Here is a 235-nt window from a genome sequence, read left to right as displayed (position 1 = left end):
GATTCTCCTTCGGATCCCCCGCTCGGGCTCCTCATCGGTTTGATCGTCGGCCTCATCGTCATCGTGTTGGTTGTCGTCATCGTCATTTACGTGATTCGTTCGAAGCGCTCGACGCAGCCCACTGAGAGCACACAGCACAGCACTGCCCCCTCACATGTGCGACGCCCGTCCGCACCTCGGGGCACGGGGGCTTCTGCACCCTATGCGCCGGGGCAAGCAATGGGCGTCCCGGCGC

Annotated in this window: 1 protein-coding gene; it reads left to right on the top strand. The window is 63.8% G+C overall.

Annotated elements, in window-relative coordinates:
* A partial coding sequence (locus tag QP415_RS12980) for a hypothetical protein (protein WP_285100348.1) occupies positions 1 to 235 on the top strand: 235 nt, incomplete at both ends.

Source organism: Pauljensenia sp. UMB3104, assembly GCF_030217285.1.
Lineage (GTDB): Bacteria > Actinomycetota > Actinomycetes > Actinomycetales > Actinomycetaceae > Pauljensenia.
Note: the sequence above shows the minus strand (reverse complement) of the source record. Positions and strands in the feature narration are given on the sequence as shown.